We start from the raw sequence: 17,907 nt of genomic DNA on the forward strand, positions 1-17,907 counted from the left end.
CAGACGGCCTGTTTTCGTATCCACTTCCACCAAATCCAATACGCCGCTGATACCCAGTTTCTCCGCCAATACATGCACTGTCCGCTCAAAGCGCACGCCCTTGCGCGTTTCGGGCTCGCCCGAATCCACCCGCTCATGCAGCGCCTTGCCTTGCGCGGTCAAATAATTCTCCGCCCAAGCCTGTTCGTTGTGAATCAGCGCGCATTGACGCGGGCAAAAGGCGTAGTGTTGCAGGGCGGAAAGGGGAATCAGGCGCGTGTCCTGATTTTCCCCTTGGGTTTCGGTTAAAAGTGCGGTCATTTTTAGCCTAATTTACGCAGCAGCTTGGTTTCGCCAAGATTTTGATCGTCCACGCTGACAAGGTAGTCGTCAAAACTCCTTGCTACTTCCACTCCGTCTTTTTTAGCAACCTGAATACGTTTGAAGAGGCTGTCGGCAGGTGTGTCGCCCAGATTATTGCTGTGTTCAAACACATAAAGCCCGCGTGCATTCATTTGTCCGCGTGCGGCGGAATGGTCGTGGTCGAACATATTGACGAGTGCCTGCCAAAGCAGCTCTAAATCGTTTTCGGAAAAGCCTGTTTGTTTGGCGAAATGGGCAGAAATAAAGCCGTGGCAGCGGTATAAGCCGTAAGGTACGGTGAATTTGCGCCCCATACGACCACGCTCTTTTTTAGCTTTTTCTTCTTCACTGTCATCAGGGTTCAGAATTTCAACTTCTTTGGCTGGAGCAGAACGAGTAATGCTATGTTCAAGCGTTACTATCGGCTCAATGGAACGGGAAAAAGTTAATTGCACAGGTCCTCGAACTTGACCTGCATTTTCACCTGTCGTTAAAACTGCGCCAAAAGTGCGAATATCATAGTAGCGTTTGCACATATATTGACGGGCGCTTTCTGTTCTTTCTTTACCTTTAGGCTTATCTTTTACTTCATCTTGCTGATGGGCTTCAGCAATCAAATCATTAAGAATAATTTTTTCACGAATAAAGATATCGTGATGCTCGTCATTTTGGGTCATTTGGATAAAGTTGCGGACTTTGCGTTTCAGGCAAACATCGGTTACCAGACCTTCCCCAGTTTGTGGATCGATACGCGGCAGATTGCCTGCGTCGGGGTCGCCGTTGGGATTTCCGTCTTGCACGTCAAATAAAAAGACAAAGTCGTAGCGTTTTTCAATAGTCATGGCATTTGCTCCTTATGCAGTTTTCGCTTCGTTAAACAGATTTTTCAATGCGTCTTTGGTAAACAGGAATTGGGTTTCGTGGTAATAACCGATGGCGAATAGGCCTTGCTGTTCCAAATTCAAATGGTTGGGAAATCTCTGACAATGTTCCAAAATCTGGCGGATTTCCCATTGCAGTTGCACGGCACGTCCTTCAAATTCCAGTTTAGTCAAATGGTGCGGCAACAAGCGCATCAGTGTGCCGAATACGGCAATCGGCGTACTGCTTGCCGAACCGAAATAGCGGTCGGCAATGGTGGCGTTCAAGCCGGGATTGGCTTCGGCCTGTGTTTTTTCCAGCACGGCAAACAGCCGCCCCAGCACATAGCCGATGTCTTGACGGTTTCTATCTAAGCTCATCGTTAGCTCCTTCATGTTTTTCAGACGACCCGCGCGGATTGCGCGATTGATATAGGCTTTAAGCAGACTTGCCCTGCCATAGGTAATTTTCTGTTCCGCCTTGTTGCGCCGCAAAGCAGCCTGCAACAGGCTGACGGGTAAAACGCGGTTGTTAAGTGCGGCATCGGTTATTTGGGCAATCAGGTCAGATGGCAGATTTTCCATTTTGCCGTCCAACACCAAATTGCCCAGCAGGCGTGGTAGCGGCATATATTCGGGGTATGGCGAGTTTTCGCCACGTACCATCTGCAAATCGTCATACCACGCCGCAATGCTTTCGGATAAGGCGGCAACAGTGGTTTCATGCCAAAAGCGGACGACAATCCGCGCGGAATTGGGCGATAGACCTAAAAGGTAGAATTTTTCTTTGCCGTCAGGTTCTGTATATTTGCCGTTGTACAAGCTTTTATAAAGTGATTTGACCGCATCAATATGGGCATCGGGATTGTCTTTGCCGCCGCCGCTAATCAGCGAAGCAAGATACTCTTCCAACGGAGTCGGTTTCGCACTCCAACAGATGGCTGTTACATCGCCGATACGGAAGCGGTTTTCACCGGCAAGCAGGGTGTTTAAGGCTGTGGTGTATTCAAACATGACTTGTTCACCCACAGGAAAGATAAAGCCCTGCTCTTTGCCGTATGATTCAAAAGCCGACAGATTTACCGATGTAAACGGGGCGGGCTTGGCGTTCACACCTTTCACGGGGTTATGTAGCCGCGCAATCGGCGCAAGTTTGCCCGTTACCAGGCAAATGCCTTTGGGGATGTTATCGGATTGTGCCTGATTAGCTTGACTCACATATGCCTGAACCGCCTTTGATTGACAAACCAAATCTACTGCCTCGTCCACCAAGCGGAAGCTGAGATTACAGCCTTTGACTTTGGCACATTCCACCCAATTTGCAGCCTGCATGGCTTTGCTTTTTTCTGCCGCAGAAGCCAAAAAGGCGGCAACGGCGGCAACACCTGCATCATCGGGCAGCGCCTGTTTCAATTCGTTTACTTTGGAGGTAAAGCTGGCATGCTGTCTATCCGCCTGCTCCTGCCCTTTTTCTCCGGCATAGGCAAGCACATAACCGTAGTGATCCCACAAAATGTTGCTTACTTCGTAGGATTTTGAACCGCTCCTGCCTAAACCTTTCGGCACCAAAAAAGTGCGGCCAACTTTCTTCTTACCTTTCAGCTCACGGGTATCTTCCAGCTGAATAAAATTACCCTGTTTGTCTATAACAATAATGAACGGGATTTCTTTGTTTTCAAACCCTTCCGGGGCAACACCACCATCGCTTTCGGCTTTGCGTTGGTAGTATTGGGTGAGTGCGTGCAGAATCATCGTTTCACCTCCTCGCTATTAGCTGGGGGCACGGTAATTACGCCATTTATCGCTTTGCATTGGTAAAACATGGGTTCGACGTTATTGGAATCGCGCGGGTCGGATTTGCTGAAATCCATGTCGTACAGCATAAAGCCGAAATCTTGGGTGATGTCTTCGCGCGGCAAACCGTCTTCAACCTTTTCAAGCAGCCTGAAATGGCAGGGAAACTCTCGGCAACCCAAATAAGGCTGATGAAAATACTGCCCTTTTTTTGCGCGCCGTTTGAACATTTCGGCAAATTTGACGTAGTTGTCGCCCTCGCCTGCTTCACTTGTCATGTCAAAATCGGCGTGGATGCGATAGGCAACGTCTTTCAGCAGCATGGATGCGCGCTGCTGGCGGTTGTCTTCAATATAGAGCGAGCCGCTGCGTTCACTCATTTTGATTCCCACTTCGTTACGGCGGATATTCGTCCACTGAATCGGTTTGAGAATCTCGAGCTTCTGTATCTGCCATCGAATGGCGGGTTTCCACAAGATTGCCATTAGGATATTTCGTGCTGCTGATGGTGTAATTACGGGATAACTAACCCGTTCCACCTTGAGCTCAGGCCTGGTAAAGCACGCCAGCTCACCGCTAATTTCTAAAATGAAACTCATATCGACTCCTCATTAATAATTCTATAAAGCCATATTAATATTACCATGCTACTCATGTCAAGTGTGATTCGCTTATTTTTTCAATAAACTGTAAAATATGCCTACGCTAAACCTCTTTCCATACAATTGATTAAATGGATTATTAGCGGTCAGTCGCTTCTGGGCGGCTGTGTGTTGAAACTATAATGCCATGTTAAAAATGGCAAAATGCCCCTAGAAATAGGGGCATTTTTCATAAAACCGAATTTTCAGGCAGCCAAGCCATATCATCAAAATTCGCGCCAAGCACGGCTTTGTAATAGCCCTTATCTAACACCAGCAATCCCGCTCTGGAAAAAACGGCATGTTCAGGCAACTTTTTCAGTTCGTGTTCATACACGGTAATCGTGTAGCGTTGTAATTTGCGGTAAACCCATTTGTGTTTGAGTGGATCGTTTTCTAAAAATTTGAACCAACTTTCAAACGGCTCAGGCAGCGGCGGGCAGTCAGTTTGCCCAAAGGAATTGTCGGCCGGCTGAGGAAAGTGTTGTTTGTCTAAAACATCCTGCCATTCTGAAACTTCCACGCCGTCCAAATGTCGTCTGAAAAAATCGTCCAGCTCGTTTGCTTTGACAATTTGCGGACTGTCGTCTGCTGCCGAATAAGCTAACGGGATAAACGGCACGACCAGTGCTACGCCTTGGTTATCAATCAGGCGGAAGCGTTCGGCAGCAGTGCGAAATTTGATTGCCAGCGGATTTTCATTGGATGATTCTGCCGTCAAGAGTCTTGTAATGTTGTGTTTGTCCACATCGCCTTTGCCGTTGAACCGGCGGAAATATTCGGCAAATGCCGACGGGGAAAGCGGGTCGCCGAGCAGCCCTACTTTCAGCATCTCTTCGGTAATGTCCTGCCCCTGTTTCAGGCTACCGCTGGGCGCGCCTTCTTCAGCACGGAACACGACCACTTCGCCCAACTGCGGCAGTTTGCCTTCACGGTTGCACCGCCCCGCCGCCTGGGCAATGCTGTCCAGCCCTGCCATCGCCCGATAAACGCAAGGGAAATCCAAATCCACACCGGCTTCAATCAACTGCGTGCTGACCAGCCATAAAGGCTTGTGCAGGCTGCCTGCGCTATACAGTGCCAAATATCGGCGAACCAACGCAATGACTTCGCTGCGGTGTGTGGCGCACATATTGGCAGACAAATGTAGCTTGATTCCGTTAGAAGGCAGGGCGGTAAAGAGTTTTTGGGCGTGTTTTCGCGTATTGACTACCGCCAAAACACACGGACGCGCGGCGATTTCATCGGCAATTTCCTGCCAGCTTTGCGCTTCGTCGTTTGGCAGCGGCATTTTGATGCAGACGCGGCGCAGTTTTTCCGATAAGGCAATTTTGTCTGCCACAATCTCGCGCACGTCCGGCAGGCCTTCCAAAATGGTGCGGCCGAATGCGTCGATATTTTTGCCAAGTTCAGGCTGAGTTGCCGTGCACAGCACAAAGGTAACGCCGTAATCGCGAGCCAACACCCGCATCATATCGGTAATCGGCTTTTGGAAATCACGCGGAAGCTGCTGGGCTTCATCCAAAATCACCACACTATCGGCAATATTGTGAATCTTACGGCAACGGCTGGTTTTCGCCGCAAACAGGCTTTCAAACAGTTGCACGTTAGTGGTAACAACCAGCGGCGCGTCCCAATTTTCCGTAGCAAGACGAGTTTTCGCTGTTTCCTTATCTTCTTTCACTTCTAAATTGCTGTGGTGTTCTAAAACCACATCATCGCCTAATGCTTTGCAGAAAACATTGGCGTTCTGCTCGATAATACTGGTGAAAGGAATAGCATAGATAATACGTTTTTTGCCAAATTTCAGTGCGTGTTTCAAAGCGAACCCCAAGCTCGCTAAAGTTTTACCGCCACCGGTCGGCACGGTTAAAGAAAACAAAGTGCGGTCCGTTTCTGCGGCAGAAAAACATTGCTGCAAAATGGCATGGCGTTCTTGGTTTAAAGATGAGTTTTTATCTGCTTTTTCTAAAAGTTGCGCCATATATTGCTCATATCTTCGGTGCAACTCATCCAAACCGAGAAATTTCGGGCGCAATCCGGCTGCCTGCGCGGCATCCGCATCGGCGTAGCCGTTCATAAAGGCTTCGGTATCCAAGAAATCGGCATCCACCAAACAGGAAAAGAGAAAACGCAGCCAAATATGTAATTCCTCCAGCTTTGCCCCTTCTTTCCAAAATGCAAAAAAATCCCGCTTCAGATCATCATCTGATAACGGGAAAAAATCTTCGGACAAACTGCTTTCCACCAAGCCTGACAAAGATGCCGCCAACTCGTCATCCGCCTGTTGCAGACGGCGTTTCAGGCTGCCTTTGTCATACCAATCTGCCAGCCCGGCATGATGCCCGGCAATCAAATACGCCAGCAAATGCCCAAAAAACGGATTGAGGTGATCTACTGCATATTTGGCACCGGCAGTGGAATGCGGAATTTTGCGCAACTTGGTAGATTCGACATCTTCCAAATGGGCATTTTCTTTTTCAAAACCGGATGCATTACGGATATATTTCTGAAAAGCTTCCTGAAATTTCCCCAAATCGTGCAAAAGCCCCGCATATTCGGCAAACAACGCCCCGTAACGCCCTGCAAAACGCTTGGCGAGTTGGGCGACTTTTTGCAGGTGGTCTTGCAGGGGATGGGGATGCCAATTTCCTGATGCGTCTTGGCGGACATGGGCTATTATATAGTCGAAATTCACATCGATTCTCCAAATTTAAAACGCGCAAAATTTAACGAACAAGCCATACGAAATGGTTTGAGGTGTTGAAAAATCGAAAATCTGTGGAATGAGCTCGTCTGAAAGTCTTTGTCAGGCTTTCAGACGGCATTTTGATTATCAAGTAACGCTTTATCACCCTTTTTTATTGTTCAATGCGGCTTTGACAAACGCGGTGAACAAAGGATGGCCTTTGCGCGGGTTGGAGGTGAACTCAGGGTGGAACTGACAGGCGAAGAACCAAGGGTGGTTCGGCAGTTCGATGGTTTCGACCAAGCGTTCGCGTCCGGCGGATACGCCGCCGATGACCAAGCCTGCTTTTTCCAACTGAGGAACATAGTTGTTGTTGACTTCGTAGCGGTGGCGGTGGCGTTCGCGGATGTGTTTGCTGCCGTAGATTTTGGCGGCGAGGCAGCCTGCTTTCAATTCGACTTCTTGCGCGCCCAAACGCATCGTGCCGCCCAAATCGGCGGATTCGTCGCGGGTTTCGACGCTGCCGTCGGCAGTTTGCCATTCGTCAATCAGGGCAACGACGGGGGCGGCGCATTTGAGGTCGAACTCAGTGGAATTCGCACCTTTCAAACCTGCCACGTCGCGGGCGTATTCAATCAGTGCAATCTGCATACCGAGGCAGATGCCCAAGTATGGCACGTTGTTTTCACGGGCATAGCGCACAGCGGCGATTTTGCCTTCCACACCGCGCGAACCGAAACCGCCGGGAACGAGGATGGCATCCATATCTTTGAGCATAGAAACGTCGCCGTTGTTTTTCTCGATACTTTCGCTGTCGACAAAGGTAATTTGTACGTCGGTTTCGGTGTGAATGCCTGCGTGTTTCAAGGCTTCGATCAGCGATTTGTAGGACTCGGTCAAATCGACGTATTTGCCGACCATGGCGATTTTGACGGTGTGTTTCGGGTTTTGGATGGCGTGGACGATTTTTTTCCACGCGGTCAAATCCGCCTGCTGTACGTTAAGCTGCAACTGCTCGGTAATGATGTTGTCGATGCCTTGGTCGTGCAGCATTTCGGGGCATTCGTAGATGCTGTCCACGTCGTAGCTGCCGACAATCGCGCGCTCTTCCACGTTGCAGAACAAGGCGATTTTGCGGCGTTCGTCCGCAGGCATTTTCCTGTCCATGCGGCAAATCAGGATGTCGGGCTGCAAGCCGATGCTCAACATTTCTTTAACGGTGTGCTGGGTCGGCTTGGTTTTGATTTCGCCTGCGGCGGCGATGTAGGGGACGTAGCTCAAGTGGGCGAACAGGGTGTTGTTGCGTCCCAACTGGCTTCGCATCTGGCGGATGGCTTCCAAAAACGGCAGCGATTCGATGTCACCGACCGTGCCGCCGATTTCGACAATCGCCACATCGTAACCTGCCGCGCCTTCGTGGATGCGGCGTTTGATTTCGTCGGTAATGTGCGGGATGACTTGAACCGTGCCGCCGAGATAGTCGCCGCGGCGTTCTTTGGCGATAACGTTTTCGTACACCTGCCCCGTGCTGAAGCTGTTGCGGCGGGTCATCGTGGAATCGATGAAACGTTCGTAGTGTCCCAAGTCGAGGTCGGTTTCCGCGCCGTCGTCGGTGACGAACACTTCGCCGTGTTGGAACGGGCTCATCGTGCCGGGATCGACGTTGATATAAGGATCGAGCTTGAGCATGGTAACGTTCAAGCCGCGCGATTCGAGGATGGCGGCAATAGAAGCGGCGGCGATACCTTTACCCAGTGAGGAGACAACGCCGCCGGTTACGAAAATGAATTTGGTCATGATGGAATACCCATGTTGGAATGTGCGATTTTAACTTGAAGCGCGCGGTTCTGGCAAACAGGCGGATGCCGTCTGAACGGTGGACGGCTGTTTTCAGACGGCATCTTTTCTTTATTTCCCGGTACTTTGGCGCAACTCGCGGCGCAGGATTTTGCCGACGTTGGACTTGGGCAACTCGTCGCGGAATTCGATATTTTTCGGTACTTTATATGCGGTTAATTCGGTGCGGCAAAAGGCGATAAGTTCTTCTTTGGTCAATGACGGGTCTTTTTTGACGACGAATACTTTGAGTGCCTCGCCGGTTTTTTCGTCGGGTACGCCGATACAGGCGACTTCCATCACTTTGCCGTGATGCGCGATGACTTCCTCGATTTCGTTCGGATAAACATTGAATCCGGAAACAACGACGAGGTCTTTCTTACGATCGACCAGCTTCAACCAGCCTTTTTCGTCCATCACGGCAATATCGCCGGTTTCCAAAAAGCCGCGCGCGTCTATGGCTTTAGCGGTTTCTTCGGGGCGATTCCAGTAGCCTTGCATCACTTGAGGGCCTTTTACCCACAATTCGCCCGGCTGCCCAACGGGGACTTCTTTGCCGTTTGCGTCGCGCAATTCTACTTCGGTGGACGAGACGGGCAAACCGATGCTGCCGCTGTATGATTCGATGTTTAAGGGGTTGCAGCACACGCCAGGGCTGGCTTCGGTCAAACCGTAGGCTTCGACAATAGGCGTACCGGTGATTTTTTTCCATTTTTCGGCAACGGCTTTTTGGGTCGCCATACCGCCGCCCAAAGTCAGCCGCAATCCTGAAAAATCGACTTCAGCAAAATCGGGCCGGTTGACCATCACGTTAAACAGCGTGTTCACGCCGATAAATACGTTAACCTGCTGTTTTTTCAGTTCGCCGATAAAGCCTTTCATATCGCGCGGGTTGGTAATCAGGATGATTTTCGAGCCGGCATTGGCAAAAATCATCAGATTCACCGTCAGGGCGAAGATGTGGTACAACGGCAAGGCGGCGATAACGGTTTCTTTTCCCTCACGCAACTGGTTTTTAATCCATTCTTTTGCCTGAAGCATATTGGCGCAGATGTTGCCGTGACTCAGCACCGCCCCTTTGGCAACGCCTGTCGTGCCGCCCGTGTATTGCAACAGCGCGGTATCTTCGCGGTTTAATGCGACAGGTTGGAAAACGTGCTTCGCTCCTTCTTTCAATGCCGTCTGAAAGGAAATGGTTTCCCGAATACGGTATTCGGGCACCATTTTCTTGATTTTTCGGATGATGAAATTGATCAGCGAACCTTTAAGCAGCCCGAACATTTCGCCGACGGAGGCGACGATGACGTGTTTGATCTGCGTGCGCGGCAGCACCAGCTCCAGCGTGTTGGCAAAATTTTCCAAAACGATGATGGTGGTCGCGCCGCTGTCTTTCAACTGATGCTCCAACTCGCGCGGCGTATAAAGCGGATTGGTGTTCACCGCCACCAAACCTGCCTGCAAAATGCCGAAAAGGGCAATCGGGTATTGCAATACGTTCGGCATCATAATGGCAACACGCTCGCCGCGCGGCAGCTTCAGGATGTTTTGCAGATAAGAGGCGAAATCGGTCGCCAGTTTGCCGGTTTCGGCATAAGTGAGCGTTTTGCCCATATTTTGAAAAGCGGGCAGCCTGGCAAATTTTTCCACGCTTTGGCGGAATACATCGCTGATGGAATTGTATTGCGTAATGTCGATTTCGGCATTCACGCCCTGTTCATAACTGTCTAACCAGATTTTTTCCATAGGTATCGGTCTTTCAATAGTTTCATTTTCCAGCGACATAGGCCGTTGCCCCTATAAATACTGAGATGGCAAAGGAAATATGCCTTCACTTTCTGGATAATTTTCCATATTACTAGACAGCCAGAGTTCAAAGATTTTGTAATCGTCAAAGAAACCAAATATATACCCTCGCTTTAGTAAGTCTATATAATCTTTTTGAGAAACCACCAAAGGATTTCCGTTTCTCATTACTCTTGATTGTCTAATAAAAAGTTCTTTATTGTATGATAAGAAAATCGCTAAATCTGGATATATTATATTTTCTTTCTCTAAATCAACTTGCCCTATCAGTTTCCAAATCTTCTTTCTTATGGCTGTTTCTATACAGGATTTATAAGTCTTAAACCCAACAGAAAGAAGCTCATCCATATTGGCTGTCTTTTCCGAGAGATAATCAAAAATACCAAACTCGTATTGCCTCACCCTACATATGTAAGTAAATTCCCCATTTGGGAGCGAGATTTCATAGATTTTTCCGTATTTTTTTACACCCTTATCCATATTGATTATCCATATTGATTATTTTTAATGTGATTTATTTGATAAATTATCATCGAGTAGTCCAGTTTCGATCTCTTCGCTTGTTTGAGTTTCCCAATTCTCAATATGATGCTTCTGTTTTTTCGGTGATGCCCTCTTTTCCTTTTAGATAAAATTTGACGCACTGACATCTCATCAGCCCCACTCGTTCTACCAGTGTAGATTTTTCCTGTAGGATTCCCAGTTGCATCGAGTTCTGGTGCTTGATAAACAATATATTTAACCAACCCCTAGATGTCTAGCTCTCGAGCCCAAACACGCTGTCCTTCCTCGTCATACGCCTCTATGGGCGTGCCGAGGTAGTCAGAAATGATGGAGTAGCGTCAAAGTGGAATTGAGCGGAACAATGCCGTCTGAAAACCGTTTCAGACGGCATAAGTTTTATCGTGTGATGATGACGGGTTTGTCGGTTGATTGGATGATGCCGCCGCCCAAGCAGATGTCGCCGTCGTACAGCACGGCGGACTGGCCCGGCGTAACCGCCCATTGCGGTTCGTCAAACACCAGCTCGGCGGTTTCATCATCCAAATAGCGCAATTCGCAAGGCGCGTCCGCCATACGGTAACGCGTTTTGCAGGTGTAGTGCCCTTCTTTCGGACGCTCGGGCAGCGTGAAACTCAAATCGTTCATCACAAGGCTGCGGGTATAGAGCAGCGGATGGTCGTGTCCTTGCACGACAATCAGTTCGTTTTTCGTCAAATCTTTAGCCGCAACAAACCACGGTTCGCCCGCGCCGCCAATGCCCAAACCTTTGCGCTGACCCAATGTGTAAAACATCAGCCCGACGTGTTCGCCGACGGTTTTCCCTTCGGGTGTCACCATTTTGCCGTTGTCGGTCGGCAGGTATTTCTGCAGGAACTCGCGAAACGGGCGTTCGCCGATGAAGCAGATGCCCGTGCTGTCTTTTTTGGCGGCGGTTGGCAGTTTGAACTCGGCGGCAAGGCGGCGGACTTCGGGTTTTTCCAAACCGCCCAACGGGAAAATCGCGCGTTCGAGTTGGAAAGGCTTGAGGCGGTAGAGGAAATAGCTTTGGTCTTTGTTTCGATCCAAACCTTTGAGCAGGTAATGCACGCCGTTGCAGACTTCTTTGCGCGCATAGTGTCCGGTGGCGATGGTATCCGCGCCCTGCCCTACGGCGTAGTCCAAAAAGCATTTGAATTTGATTTCGGCATTGCACAACACATCGGGATTCGGCGTGCGCCCCGCACTGTATTCCTGAAGAAAATAAGCAAAGACTTTGTCTTTATATTGCACGGCGAAATTAACGATGTCGATATCGATGCCGACAATATCGGCAACGGCGATGGCATCGAACGAATCCTGTTTGATGCTGCAATATTCGTCGTTGTCGTCGTCCTCCCAGTTTTGCATGAATACACCGCGCACTTGATAACCCTGCTGCTTGAGCAGGGCGGCGGTTACGGAAGAATCGACACCGCCGGAGAGCCCGACGATGATATTGGAGGGGTTTGATGTCGTACTCATACGCAGGATGGCTTGGAAACGGCGGTTTTTAAAGGCGGATTTTAACACATTTTAAAGGCGGTCATAAAAATGCCGTCTGAAAGCCCTGGCTTTTTCAGACGGCATTCGGATATATCAGACAATCAGTGTTGATGCGCTTCGCCGTGGTGATGACCGTGGTCCATTGCCGGCATCGGCGCGGTTTTGACTTCCAGTTGGACGGTTTGCGCTTTGGCGTTTTTAAATTTCAGGGTAACGGGAATCTTGTCGCCCTCTTTCAGTTGTTTTTTCAAACCCATAAACATCACGTGATAGCTGCCGGGTTTGAGTTCGGTAACGGATTTCGCCTCCAAAGGCACGCCGCCTTCGACTTCGCGCATACGCATCACGCCGTTATCATTGATATGGGTATGCACTTCGACGCGGTCGGCAACGGGGCTGCTTCCGCCGAGCAAAAAGTCTTGTTTGGCTTCGTCGTTGTGAATTTTCATGAACGCGCCGCCCATTTTCATACCTTCGACAGTGGTGCGCGCCCAGCCGTCCTCGACGTGGACTCCGGCGGCGGAAACCGCGCCTGCCAAACCTGCCATCATCACGGCTGCCAATAGTTTTTTCATCTTTCTACTCCTTAAATGTCAAACGAGGATGCGCTCATCTTACAAACAAATACCGTTCGGAAATTTGATATAGATTAAGCGAATAATAAATACTACATACTAATCCTAAAGGATTACAAATCCTGCTGCAAGCGTTTTACCCGAACAGGGCGGACAGCCAAACCGCCGCCAACATCAGCATCGCGAACAATTGTGCGGCAGAACCTGCGTCTTTGGCGCGTTTGGCCAGCTCGTGTTTTTCGGTCGAAGTATGATCGACGGCGGCTTCGACGGCGGTGTTGAACAGTTCGACAATGACCGACACAAAAGACGCGATAATCAACGGCAGGCGGACGGCGGTTTCGGAAACCCAGAAAAATGCCGCGCACACCAGCAGCGCGTTCAGCCACAAAACCTGACGGAATGCCGCTTCGTAACGGTAGGCGGCGGCGATGCCGTCTATCGAATAGCCGAATGCGTTGATGACGCGCCTGATGCCGCCTTTTCCTTTTTTTTCTGCCGCGTAGGAGGAAGGTTCCATCGGTATCCTTTCAAAATGTCCTCAATATATGCCGCCTGAAAACGGGGCGGCGGGGTGTCCGTACGGTATTAAGCGCATCCCTGCCGGCTGAGGGAAAACCCTGCCTGCCCGATCAAACCAGGCGGTTGTGAAGCAAAAGACTTTCAGACGGCATCGCGTTTTTAATGTACCGACCACGCAGCAACGGCATCGGCAAACATTGCCGCCACATCGAAACCTTTTTGTTTCATAATTTCTTGGAATCCGGTCGGGCTGGTTACGTTGACTTCGGTCAGGTTGCTGCCGATAACGTCCAAACCGGCCAGCAGGATGCCGCGCCGTTTGAGTTCGGGGGCGAGCGTTTCGGCGATTTCGCGGTCGCGTCCGCCCAATTCCTGCGCCACGCCGCGCCCGCCTGCCGCAAGGTTGCCGCGTGTTTCGCCGTTTTGCGGGATACGCGCCAAAGCATAGGGGACGACTTCGCCGCCGATAATCAGGATGCGTTTGTCGCCGTGGACGATTTCGGGAATGTAGCGTTGCGCCATAATGGTGCGGGAATCAAGCCGCATCAGGGTTTCGAGGATGCTGCCGATGTTGGGGTCTTTTTCGGTCAGGCGGAAAATACCCATACCGCCCATACCGTCCAGCGGTTTGACGATGATGTCGCCGTGTTCTTTCAAAAATGCGCGGACATCGGCGGAACGGGTCGTAACCAGCGTAGGCGCGGTAAAGCGGCTGAAGTTCAAAATCGCCAGTTTTTCATTGAAGTCGCGCATCGCCTGTCCGCTGTTAAAGACCTTCGCGCCCTGCTGCTCCGCCAGCGTTAGTAATTGGGTGGCGTAGAGATATTGCATATCGAACGGCGGATCGGTACGCATAATCACGGCATCAAATGCTTCCAATGCCGTCTGAACTTTGTCGGCGGCGGCAAACCAGTTTTTGTCGTGGTCGTCTTGTGCGCCGAGAAACTCAAAAGCAGACGCATCAGCAACCACCAGACCGTTTTTAACCGACAATCCGCTGCTCAAGGTATGAAACAGCCGCCAGCCGCGTTTTGCCATTTCGCGCATCATCGCGTAGGTGGTGTCTTTATAGGTTTTGAAACTTGCCATCGGGTCGGCGATAAAGAGGACTTTCATCATATTTCCTTTCCGGTGTGCCGAATGTGCCGCATTTCGCGGATAAAGGAGAAATGCCGTCCGAACAATATTCAGACGGCAAGTATGGGGTTTTACTTAGGCTGCCAAGAGTCTTTCAGCGTGACCGTGCGATTAAACACCGGCGTGTCTTTGCCGTGGTCTTTGCGGTCGGTTACGAAGTAGCCGATGCGCTCGAACTGCCAACGGCTTTCTGCCGGCAAATCTTTTGCGACAGGTTCGGCGTAGGCGGTGATTTCCTTGATGGATTCAGGATTAAGGAAATCGGTAAACGGCAGGTACTCGCCATCTTCGCCACGCACGGCATCGGGACGCTCGACGGTAAAGAGGCGGTCGTACAAGCGGACTTTGATTTCGGCGGCGTGTTCGGCGGATACCCAGTGAATCACGCCTTTGACTTTACGGCCTTCTGGATTTTTGCCCAAGGTGTCGTGGTCGATGCTGCATTTGAGTTCAAGCACATTGCCTGCCTCGTCTTTTACTACCTCATCACACTTGATGACATAACCGTGGCGCAAACGCACTTCGCCGCCGGGAATCAGGCGTTTGAAGCCTTTGGGCGGATTTTCGGCAAAGTCGTCGGCTTCGATGTAGATGGTTTGGGACACGGGGATTTCGCGCTCGCCCATTTCCTCGTGGTTCGGATGGAACGCGGCATAGCGGCTTTGGGTTTTACCGGCTTCAAAGTTGGTCAGGGTTACTTTGAGCGGGTTCAACACCGCCATCAGGCGCGGGGCGGAGTTTTCCAGCTCTTCGCGAATCGCACCCTCCAACACGCTCATGTCAACGATGTTTTCAGATTTGGAAATACCGGCGCGTTTGGCAAACAGGCGCAGGCCTTCGGGTGTGTAGCCGCGGCGGCGCATACCGGAAATGGTCGGCATACGCGGGTCGTCCCAGCCGGAAACGTGTTTTTCCACAACCAACTGATTCAATTTCCGTTTGGAGGTAATGGTGTACAAAAGCTCCAAACGGGAAAACTCGTATTGGCGCGGACGGGTGGCGTGCGGCGCGGGGATGTTGTCCAACACCCAGTCGTACAACGGACGGTGTGCTTCAAATTCGAGCGTACACAAGGAATGCGTGATGCCTTCGATGGCATCGGAAATGCAGTGCGTGTAGTCGTACATCGGGTAGATGCACCATTTGTCGCCGGTGTTGTGGTGATGGGCGCGGCGGATACGGTAAATGACCGGATCGCGCATATTGATGTTGCCTGATGCCATGTCGATTTTCAGGCGCAGGGTTTTGCTGCCGTCGGGGAACTCGCCGTTTTTCATGCGTGTGAACAGGTCGAGGTTTTCTTCGATGCTGCGGTCGCGGTAAGGGCTGTTTTTGCCTGCTTCGGTCAGCGTACCGCGGTATTCGCGCATTTCTTCGGGCGTCAAATCATCGACATACGCTTTGCCGTCTTGGATTAAACCGACGGCGTAGTCGTAAAGCTGGTCGAAATAGTTGGAAGCAAAACGCGGCTCGCCCGCCCAATGGAAACCGAGCCACTCGACGTCTTCTTTGATGGCGTTGACGTATTCGTCGTTTTCTTTTTCAGGATTGGTATCATCAAAACGCAGGTTGCACAAGCCGTCGTAAATATATGCCAAACCGAAGTTCAGGCAGATGGATTTGGCGTGGCCGATGTGCAGGTAGCCGTTGGGTTCTGGCGGGAAGCGGGTTTGGATGGCTTCGTGTTTGCCGCTTTTGAGGTCTTCTTCGATGATGGTGCGGATGAAGTGGTTGTCCGCGAATTGGTCTTTATTGAGCATGGTTTTCTTCAAATGGATGGTTTCAGACGGCATAAATATTATCGGGATGCCGTCTGAAGCGGTTTGAGAATGTGTTTATTGTACCCGACTTGCGCGCTTTGACATAGCGTTCAGACGGCATCCGCAATCAGGCATTCCACCCCCGCCTCTTTCAGCATCTTCTGCATCGCGGTATCGGGCAGCCGGTCGGTAAATACTTTGTCAAATGCCGTAATGTCGCCGAGCCTGACCAGTGCGTTGCTGCGGAATTTGCTGTGATCCACGCCGAGAAAGCGGACGCGCGCGTTGGCAATCATCGCCTGCATGACGCTGACTTCCTTGTAATCGTAATCCAAAAGCGAACCGTCGCTTTCCACACCGTGTGTGCTCATCACGGCATAATCGACTTTGAACTGGTTGATAAAATCGACGGTTGCCACGCCGGTAATGCCGCCGTCCAAAGGGCGGACGACTCCGGAAGTGATGATGACCGTGTAATCCGTCCGCGCCGAAACGATGGAGGCGACGTGGATATTGTTGGTAATAATCCGCAGGCTGCCGCGCCGTCTCACCAGCTCCGATGCCACGGCTTCCATCGTCGTGCCGATACTGACAAACAGCGATGACTCGTCGGGAATATGTTCCGCAATCAGCCGGGCAATGGCGTTTTTTTCGTTTTGACATTGAATTTGGCGGCTGGCAGGCAGCCCCTCCGGCAAGTTTCCGCCCGAGGATGCGCCGCCGTGGTGGCGTTTCAGGCTGCCGGCATCCTCCAATTCGCGGATGTCGCGGCGTATCGTCTGCGGGGTAACGTCCAATGCGGCGGCAAGCTCGTCCACCGACATAAACTGATGCCGGCGGACAAGGCTTAAAATCTCTCCGTGCCTTTGGATTTTCGGTTTCATCGTTTTCTGCCTCCTTGCATCGGGATGCCGATTTTACCGCGTTCAGCCCAAAGCGGAAAACACCACCATCAGAAACGGAGCGGCGATATTGACCACCACGCCGAAGCTGACCGCTACCGGTACGGCTTCCAAGCCGCCCGCACCCCGAATCACGGGCAATGTGAAATCCATACTGGTCGCGCCGCCGACCCCCACTGCCGCATCGGGAAAACGCTTCATCAGCAGCGGAATAAATGCCAGCGCGAACAGTTCTCGTGCCAAATCGTTCAAAAGCGCGATACTGCCCCATACCGCGCCGTAAGCCTCGGTCATCACCAAACCCGAGAGGGAATACCAACCGAAGCCGGAAGCCATCGCCAAACCTTTCACCCACGACACACCGTCTGCCGATGCGGCAAACAGCAGCCCGCCTGAAAGAGATGAAAGCATAAACCAGACCGACAACCGAATACCCCTGCGGTTGACCAAAACCTGCCGCAACGATACGCCGCTGCTTTTGAGCTGTACGCCGATGAGGAACACCAGCAGCATCAGACAGTACATACCCGCGTTTTCAGACGGCATCCAAATATCGCGCATCAGTTTGCCGAATGAGAATCCGAGCAGCACGCATCCGAGCTGCCCCACACTGCCCGACACGCCGACCGAAACGCCCTTCCCTTTCCCCTTTATCCGCCACGGGAATAACTTTCCTAAAACTGCCAAGACAAGCAGGTTCGCCCCGACCGTACAAACAAACAGCCACAGAACCGTCAACGCCATATCGTCCAACCGCGAACCCAAATCCTCCACGCGCGACAACGATACGCCGATCAGCAGCAGCACAGCATACACCAAGACCGATAGCACCTTATCCAAAGCGGGCAGGTAAGGCTTGGGAACACGGATAAAAAATCCGGCAAACATCGGTATCAAAACCGAAATCAATGTCATCAGGCTGTCCATCTCCTGACCTCCTTTATTGCCGCATGATATATGCGGTTTAAAAATTGCCGTCTGAAAATTGCAGATACCCGCATCCATATTTCAGACGGCATCA

The 17,907-nt window shown here is 51.1% G+C and carries 15 protein-coding genes; all 15 read right to left on the reverse strand.

Annotated features, from left to right (window positions below; all coding sequences use genetic code 11):
- A partial coding sequence (locus tag Q9I99_RS06830; RefSeq protein WP_301668554.1) for a CRISPR-associated protein Cas4 occupies positions 1-300 on the reverse strand: 300 nt, incomplete at its 3' end.
- Between the two features lie 2 nt (positions 301-302).
- The gene (cas7c, locus tag Q9I99_RS06835) at positions 303-1,184 is read right to left on the reverse strand and encodes a type I-C CRISPR-associated protein Cas7/Csd2 (RefSeq protein ID WP_301668553.1); all 882 of its coding nucleotides are present in this window, start codon (positions 1,182-1,184) and stop codon (positions 303-305) included.
- A gap of 12 nt (positions 1,185-1,196) precedes the next feature.
- Positions 1,197-2,954, reverse strand: a complete 1,758-nt coding sequence (gene cas8c, locus Q9I99_RS06840) for a type I-C CRISPR-associated protein Cas8c/Csd1 (RefSeq protein WP_301668550.1) — start codon at positions 2,952-2,954, stop codon at positions 1,197-1,199.
- Entirely contained in the window at positions 2,951-3,595 is a 645-nt protein-coding gene (cas5c, locus tag Q9I99_RS06845) for a type I-C CRISPR-associated protein Cas5c (protein ID WP_301668549.1), read from the reverse strand. The genes cas8c and cas5c overlap by 4 nt, the downstream gene beginning before the upstream one ends.
- Before the next feature lie 232 nt (positions 3,596-3,827).
- The gene (gene cas3, locus Q9I99_RS06850; RefSeq protein WP_301668548.1) at positions 3,828-6,335 is read right to left on the reverse strand and encodes a CRISPR-associated helicase Cas3'; all 2,508 of its coding nucleotides are present in this window, start codon (positions 6,333-6,335) and stop codon (positions 3,828-3,830) included.
- Positions 6,336-6,488: 153 nt separating this feature from the next.
- Positions 6,489-8,123, reverse strand: coding sequence for a CTP synthase (pyrG, locus tag Q9I99_RS06855; protein WP_301668547.1), 1,635 nt, complete (start codon positions 8,121-8,123; stop codon positions 6,489-6,491).
- A 111-nt stretch (positions 8,124-8,234) separates the two neighbouring features.
- Complete coding sequence (locus Q9I99_RS06860; RefSeq protein ID WP_301668546.1) at positions 8,235-9,905, reverse strand: AMP-binding protein; 1,671 nt, start codon at positions 9,903-9,905, stop codon at positions 8,235-8,237.
- 51 nt (positions 9,906-9,956) lie between these two features.
- On the reverse strand, positions 9,957-10,445 hold the full coding sequence (locus Q9I99_RS06865; protein WP_301668545.1) for an Imm26 family immunity protein: 489 nt from the start codon (positions 10,443-10,445) through the stop codon (positions 9,957-9,959).
- A 420-nt stretch (positions 10,446-10,865) separates the two neighbouring features.
- Positions 10,866-11,969, reverse strand: a complete 1,104-nt coding sequence (gene mnmA, locus Q9I99_RS06870; RefSeq protein ID WP_301668562.1) for a tRNA 2-thiouridine(34) synthase MnmA — start codon at positions 11,967-11,969, stop codon at positions 10,866-10,868.
- 122 nt (positions 11,970-12,091) lie between these two features.
- The gene (locus tag Q9I99_RS06875; protein ID WP_301668544.1) at positions 12,092-12,565 is read right to left on the reverse strand and encodes a copper chaperone PCu(A)C; all 474 of its coding nucleotides are present in this window, start codon (positions 12,563-12,565) and stop codon (positions 12,092-12,094) included.
- 136 nt (positions 12,566-12,701) lie between these two features.
- On the reverse strand, positions 12,702-13,085 hold the full coding sequence (locus tag Q9I99_RS06880; protein WP_002235063.1) for a diacylglycerol kinase: 384 nt from the start codon (positions 13,083-13,085) through the stop codon (positions 12,702-12,704).
- Positions 13,086-13,246: 161 nt separating this feature from the next.
- Entirely contained in the window at positions 13,247-14,203 is a 957-nt protein-coding gene (gene gshB / locus Q9I99_RS06885) for a glutathione synthase (protein ID WP_301668561.1), read from the reverse strand.
- Positions 14,204-14,295: 92 nt separating this feature from the next.
- Entirely contained in the window at positions 14,296-15,984 is a 1,689-nt protein-coding gene (locus tag Q9I99_RS06890; protein WP_301668560.1) for a glutamine--tRNA ligase/YqeY domain fusion protein, read from the reverse strand.
- A gap of 110 nt (positions 15,985-16,094) precedes the next feature.
- A complete protein-coding gene (locus Q9I99_RS06895) occupies positions 16,095-16,868 on the reverse strand; it encodes a DeoR/GlpR family DNA-binding transcription regulator (protein WP_118997296.1) in 774 nt (257 codons plus the stop codon).
- Between the two features lie 42 nt (positions 16,869-16,910).
- Positions 16,911-17,813, reverse strand: coding sequence for a LysO family transporter (locus Q9I99_RS06900; protein ID WP_301668542.1), 903 nt, complete (start codon positions 17,811-17,813; stop codon positions 16,911-16,913).
- Between the last annotated feature and the right edge of the window lie 94 nt (positions 17,814-17,907).

This window comes from Neisseria basseii (assembly GCF_962707005.1).
GTDB classification, from domain to species: domain Bacteria; phylum Pseudomonadota; class Gammaproteobacteria; order Burkholderiales; family Neisseriaceae; genus Neisseria; species Neisseria bergeri.

What these genes read in the sequence shown, in the direction of transcription:
- Q9I99_RS06875 (WP_301668544.1), bottom strand. Translation starts at nt 12,565, where the DNA reads ATGAAAAAACTATTGGCAGCCGTGATGATGGCAGGTTTGGCAGGCGCG.
- Q9I99_RS06865 (WP_301668545.1), bottom strand. Translation starts at nt 10,445, where the DNA reads ATGGATAAGGGTGTAAAAAAATACGGAAAAATCTATGAAATCTCGCTC.
- cas7c (WP_301668553.1), bottom strand. Translation starts at nt 1,184, where the DNA reads ATGACTATTGAAAAACGCTACGACTTTGTCTTTTTATTTGACGTGCAA.
- Q9I99_RS06900 (WP_301668542.1), bottom strand. Translation starts at nt 17,813, where the DNA reads ATGGACAGCCTGATGACATTGATTTCGGTTTTGATACCGATGTTTGCC.
- Q9I99_RS06880 (WP_002235063.1), bottom strand. Translation starts at nt 13,085, where the DNA reads ATGGAACCTTCCTCCTACGCGGCAGAAAAAAAAGGAAAAGGCGGCATC.
- gshB (WP_301668561.1), bottom strand. Translation starts at nt 14,203, where the DNA reads ATGAAAGTCCTCTTTATCGCCGACCCGATGGCAAGTTTCAAAACCTAT.
- mnmA (WP_301668562.1), bottom strand. Translation starts at nt 11,969, where the DNA reads ATGAGTACGACATCAAACCCCTCCAATATCATCGTCGGGCTCTCCGGC.
- cas8c (WP_301668550.1), bottom strand. Translation starts at nt 2,954, where the DNA reads ATGATTCTGCACGCACTCACCCAATACTACCAACGCAAAGCCGAAAGC.
- Q9I99_RS06860 (WP_301668546.1), bottom strand. Translation starts at nt 9,905, where the DNA reads ATGGAAAAAATCTGGTTAGACAGTTATGAACAGGGCGTGAATGCCGAA.
- pyrG (WP_301668547.1), bottom strand. Translation starts at nt 8,123, where the DNA reads ATGACCAAATTCATTTTCGTAACCGGCGGCGTTGTCTCCTCACTGGGT.
- Q9I99_RS06895 (WP_118997296.1), bottom strand. Translation starts at nt 16,868, where the DNA reads ATGAAACCGAAAATCCAAAGGCACGGAGAGATTTTAAGCCTTGTCCGC.
- cas5c (WP_301668549.1), bottom strand. Translation starts at nt 3,595, where the DNA reads ATGAGTTTCATTTTAGAAATTAGCGGTGAGCTGGCGTGCTTTACCAGG.
- Q9I99_RS06890 (WP_301668560.1), bottom strand. Translation starts at nt 15,984, where the DNA reads ATGCTCAATAAAGACCAATTCGCGGACAACCACTTCATCCGCACCATC.